The organism is Pseudomonas sp. MWU349, from assembly GCF_017947325.1.
GTDB lineage: Bacteria > Pseudomonadota > Gammaproteobacteria > Pseudomonadales > Pseudomonadaceae > Aquipseudomonas > Aquipseudomonas protegens.
The window spans coordinates 1-5,524 of the sequence record NZ_JAFEVP010000016.1 but is presented as its reverse complement, the minus strand read 5'-3'; the positions used below and the strand labels follow the sequence as shown (position 1 = coordinate 5,524).

2 tRNA genes and 2 rRNA genes are annotated in these 5,524 nt (G+C 50.9%); all 4 read right to left on the bottom strand.

Going from position 1 to position 5,524, the window contains the following annotated elements:
• Positions 1–132: 132 nt before the first annotated feature.
• The 4 genes from KCG88_RS30755 to KCG88_RS30740 all read right to left on the bottom strand — a co-directional run bounded on the left by KCG88_RS30755 (position 133) and on the right by KCG88_RS30740 (position 5,082).
• Positions 133–3,024 (bottom strand): 23S ribosomal RNA (locus KCG88_RS30755).
• Positions 3,025–3,257: 233 nt separating this feature from the next.
• A tRNA-Ala gene (locus KCG88_RS30750) sits at positions 3,258–3,333 on the bottom strand.
• Positions 3,334–3,343: 10 nt separating this feature from the next.
• A tRNA-Ile gene (locus KCG88_RS30745) sits at positions 3,344–3,420 on the bottom strand.
• Positions 3,421–3,543: 123 nt separating this feature from the next.
• A 16S ribosomal RNA gene (locus KCG88_RS30740) occupies positions 3,544–5,082 on the bottom strand.
• Together the 16S and 23S rRNA genes with 2 tRNA genes alongside form the textbook arrangement of a ribosomal RNA operon.
• Positions 5,083–5,524: the final 442 nt, after the last annotated feature.

The following is a 5,524-nucleotide window of genomic DNA, read 5'->3' as shown; positions in this document are numbered from 1 at the left end:
GGTAGCCAGTCCGTTGCTTGTGCAACGTGCCAGCGAATGGGTATGTAATAGATTTGTGTGTTCGCAAACTTTCGGTTTGTATCGTCTTCACACACCGCAACTCGCTCGTTAAGCAAATTGCTTGGGTGTTATATGGTCAAGCCTCACGGGCAATTAGTATTGGTTAGCTCAACGCCTCACAGCGCTTACACACCCAACCTATCAACGTCGTAGTCTTCGACGGCCCTTTAGGGGATTCAAGATCCCAGTGAGATCTCATCTTGAGGCAAGTTTCCCGCTTAGATGCTTTCAGCGGTTATCTTTTCCGAACATAGCTACCCGGCAATGCCACTGGCGTGACAACCGGAACACCAGAGGTTCGTCCACTCCGGTCCTCTCGTACTAGGAGCAGCCCCTCTCAAATCTCAAACGTCCACGGCAGATAGGGACCGAACTGTCTCACGACGTTCTAAACCCAGCTCGCGTACCACTTTAAATGGCGAACAGCCATACCCTTGGGACCGGCTTCAGCCCCAGGATGTGATGAGCCGACATCGAGGTGCCAAACACCGCCGTCGATATGAACTCTTGGGCGGTATCAGCCTGTTATCCCCGGAGTACCTTTTATCCGTTGAGCGATGGCCCTTCCATACAGAACCACCGGATCACTAAGACCTACTTTCGTACCTGCTCGACGTGTCTGTCTCGCAGTCAAGCGCGCTTTTGCCTTTATACTCTACGACCGATTTCCGACCGGTCTGAGCGCACCTTCGTACTCCTCCGTTACTCTTTAGGAGGAGACCGCCCCAGTCAAACTACCCACCATACACTGTCCTCGATCCGGATAACGGACCTGAGTTAGAACCTCAAAGTTGCCAGGGTGGTATTTCAAGGATGGCTCCACGCAAACTGGCGTTCACGCTTCAAAGCCTCCCACCTATCCTACACAAGCAAATTCAAAGTCCAGTGCAAAGCTATAGTAAAGGTTCACGGGGTCTTTCCGTCTAGCCGCGGATACACTGCATCTTCACAGCGATTTCAATTTCACTGAGTCTCGGGTGGAGACAGCGCCGCCATCGTTACGCCATTCGTGCAGGTCGGAACTTACCCGACAAGGAATTTCGCTACCTTAGGACCGTTATAGTTACGGCCGCCGTTTACCGGGGCTTCGATCAAGAGCTTCGCGTTAGCTAACCCCATCAATTAACCTTCCGGCACCGGGCAGGCGTCACACCCTATACGTCCACTTTCGTGTTTGCAGAGTGCTGTGTTTTTAATAAACAGTCGCAGCGGCCTGGTATCTTCGACCGGCATGAGCTTACGGAGCAAGTCCTTCACCCTCACCGGCGCACCTTCTCCCGAAGTTACGGTGCCATTTTGCCTAGTTCCTTCACCCGAGTTCTCTCAAGCGCCTTGGTATTCTCTACCCAACCACCTGTGTCGGTTTGGGGTACGGTTCCTAGTTATCTGAAGCTTAGAAGCTTTTCTTGGAAGCATGGCATCAACCACTTCGTCACCTAAAAGGTAACTCGTCATCAGCTCTCGGCCTTAGAATCCCGGATTTACCTAAGATTCCAGCCTACCACCTTAAACTTGGACAACCAACGCCAAGCTGGCCTAGCCTTCTCCGTCCCTCCATCGCAATAACTAGAAGTACAGGAATATTAACCTGTTTTCCATCGACTACGCTTTTCAGCCTCGCCTTAGGGACCGACTAACCCTGCGTCGATTAACGTTGCGCAGGAAACCTTGGTCTTTCGGCGTGGGTGTTTTTCACACCCATTGTCGTTACTCATGTCAGCATTCGCACTTCTGATACCTCCAGCAAGCTTCTCAACTCACCTTCACAGGCTTACAGAACGCTCCTCTACCGCATCACTTACGTGATACCCGTAGCTTCGGTGTATGGTTTGAGCCCCGTTACATCTTCCGCGCAGGCCGACTCGACTAGTGAGCTATTACGCTTTCTTTAAAGGGTGGCTGCTTCTAAGCCAACCTCCTAGCTGTCTAAGCCTTCCCACATCGTTTCCCACTTAACCATAACTTTGGGACCTTAGCTGACGGTCTGGGTTGTTTCCCTTTTCACGACGGACGTTAGCACCCGCCGTGTGTCTCCCATGCTCGGCACTTGTAGGTATTCGGAGTTTGCATCGGTTTGGTAAGTCGGGATGACCCCCTAGCCGAAACAGTGCTCTACCCCCTACAGTGATACATGAGGCGCTACCTAAATAGCTTTCGAGGAGAACCAGCTATCTCCGAGCTTGATTAGCCTTTCACTCCGATCCACAGGTCATCCGCTAACTTTTCAACGGTAGTCGGTTCGGTCCTCCAGTCAGTGTTACCTAACCTTCAACCTGCCCATGGATAGATCGCCCGGTTTCGGGTCTATTCCCAGCGACTAGACGCCCTATTAAGACTCGCTTTCGCTACGCCTCCCCTATTCGGTTAAGCTTGCCACTGAAAATAAGTCGCTGACCCATTATACAAAAGGTACGCAGTCACAGAACAAAGTCTGCTCCCACTGCTTGTACGCATACGGTTTCAGGATCTATTTCACTCCCCTCTCCGGGGTTCTTTTCGCCTTTCCCTCACGGTACTAGTTCACTATCGGTCAGTCAGTAGTATTTAGCCTTGGAGGATGGTCCCCCCATATTCAGACAAGGTTTCTCGTGCCCCGTCCTACTCGATTTCATGACTAAGAGATTTTCGCGTACAGGGCTATCACCCACTATGGCCGCACTTTCCAGAGCGTTCCGCTAATCTCAAAGCCACTTAAGGGCTAGTCCCCGTTCGCTCGCCACTACTAAGGGAATCTCGGTTGATTTCTTTTCCTCAGGGTACTTAGATGTTTCAGTTCCCCTGGTTCGCCTCTTGCACCTATGTATTCAGTACAAGATAACCATCTTATGATGGCTGGGTTCCCCCATTCAGAGATCTCCGGATCAAAGTCTGTTTGCCGACTCCCCGAAGCTTATCGCAGGCTACCACGTCTTTCATCGCCTCTGACTGCCAAGGCATCCACCGTATGCGCTTCTTCACTTGACCATATAACCCCAAGCAATCTGGTTATACTATGAAGACGACATTCGCCGAAAATTTGCATTCTTAATTAAAAGAGAACTCACAAATTTTACCTTAGCCTGATCCGTTACCAGTGAAAGTAACGTTCAGTCTATCTTTCTATCACATACCCAAATTTTTAAAGAACGATCTAATCAAAAGACTAGAAATCAACATTCAAGGTGAATGCTCATTTCTAAGCTTTCAGAAGCAGTTTATGGTGGAGCCAAGCGGGATCGAACCGCTGACCTCCTGCGTGCAAGGCAGGCGCTCTCCCAGCTGAGCTATGGCCCCATAACAAAATTGGTGGGTCTGGGCAGATTCGAACTGCCGACCTCACCCTTATCAGGGGTGCGCTCTAACCAACTGAGCTACAGACCCAATTTCGAGCTTGTAACTGTTAGCTTGGAGCTATCAGCTTGGAGCTTAAAGCTGCTTCTATCGTCTTCTTCAATGAATCAAGCAATTCGTGTGGGAGCTTATGAAGCAGCTGATGTCGTCGATTAAGGAGGTGATCCAGCCGCAGGTTCCCCTACGGCTACCTTGTTACGACTTCACCCCAGTCATGAATCACACCGTGGTAACCGTCCTCCCGAAGGTTAGACTAGCTACTTCTGGTGCAACCCACTCCCATGGTGTGACGGGCGGTGTGTACAAGGCCCGGGAACGTATTCACCGCGACATTCTGATTCGCGATTACTAGCGATTCCGACTTCACGCAGTCGAGTTGCAGACTGCGATCCGGACTACGATCGGTTTTATGGGATTAGCTCCACCTCGCGGCTTGGCAACCCTTTGTACCGACCATTGTAGCACGTGTGTAGCCCAGGCCGTAAGGGCCATGATGACTTGACGTCATCCCCACCTTCCTCCGGTTTGTCACCGGCAGTCTCCTTAGAGTGCCCACCATAACGTGCTGGTAACTAAGGACAAGGGTTGCGCTCGTTACGGGACTTAACCCAACATCTCACGACACGAGCTGACGACAGCCATGCAGCACCTGTCTCAATGTTCCCGAAGGCACCAATCTATCTCTAGAAAGTTCATTGGATGTCAAGGCCTGGTAAGGTTCTTCGCGTTGCTTCGAATTAAACCACATGCTCCACCGCTTGTGCGGGCCCCCGTCAATTCATTTGAGTTTTAACCTTGCGGCCGTACTCCCCAGGCGGTCAACTTAATGCGTTAGCTGCGCCACTAAGAGCTCAAGGCTCCCAACGGCTAGTTGACATCGTTTACGGCGTGGACTACCAGGGTATCTAATCCTGTTTGCTCCCCACGCTTTCGCACCTCAGTGTCAGTATCAGTCCAGGTGGTCGCCTTCGCCACTGGTGTTCCTTCCTATATCTACGCATTTCACCGCTACACAGGAAATTCCACCACCCTCTACCATACTCTAGCTTGCCAGTTTTGGATGCAGTTCCCAGGTTGAGCCCGGGGCTTTCACATCCAACTTAACAAACCACCTACGCGCGCTTTACGCCCAGTAATTCCGATTAACGCTTGCACCCTCTGTATTACCGCGGCTGCTGGCACAGAGTTAGCCGGTGCTTATTCTGTCGGTAACGTCAAAACAATCACGTATTAGGTAACTGCCCTTCCTCCCAACTTAAAGTGCTTTACAATCCGAAGACCTTCTTCACACACGCGGCATGGCTGGATCAGGCTTTCGCCCATTGTCCAATATTCCCCACTGCTGCCTCCCGTAGGAGTCTGGACCGTGTCTCAGTTCCAGTGTGACTGATCATCCTCTCAGACCAGTTACGGATCGTCGCCTTGGTGAGCCATTACCTCACCAACTAGCTAATCCGACCTAGGCTCATCTAATAGCGTGAGGTCCGAAGATCCCCCACTTTCTCCCGTAGGACGTATGCGGTATTAGCGCCCGTTTCCGGACGTTATCCCCCACTACTAGGCAGATTCCTAGGCATTACTCACCCGTCCGCCGCTCGCCACCAGGTACAAGTACCCGTGCTGCCGCTCGACTTGCATGTGTTAGGCCTGCCGCCAGCGTTCAATCTGAGCCATGATCAAACTCTTCAGTTCAAACATCTTTGGGTTTTGAGAAAACCCTAAACTTGGCTCAGCAATCGTTGGTTACATCTTTGATTTCTCGCGGAGTAACTTGTGATGCTGATAATCTTTTTGACTATCAGTCTGACTCCACAAGCACCCACACGAATTGCTTGATTCAGTTGTTAAAGAGCGGTTGGTTAAGATCTTTCGTCTCAACCGAGGCGCGCATTCTACAGCAGCCTCATTTGCTGTCAAGTGATTTTTTTAAGAAGTTTTCAAAGTTTCCTTTTTAACTTCAACCACTTGCGCTTCCGATCTCTCGTTAGCGGGAGGCGAATTCTACAGCGTTACACGCTGCTGTCAACACCTCTTTTCAACCGCTTTCGACCGAGAGGATCGAATCGTTAATAAGGCGAAAACTCACTGCCTTACCAACTGCTTCTGGCTTCGATGAACTGAAGCGTAACCGCTG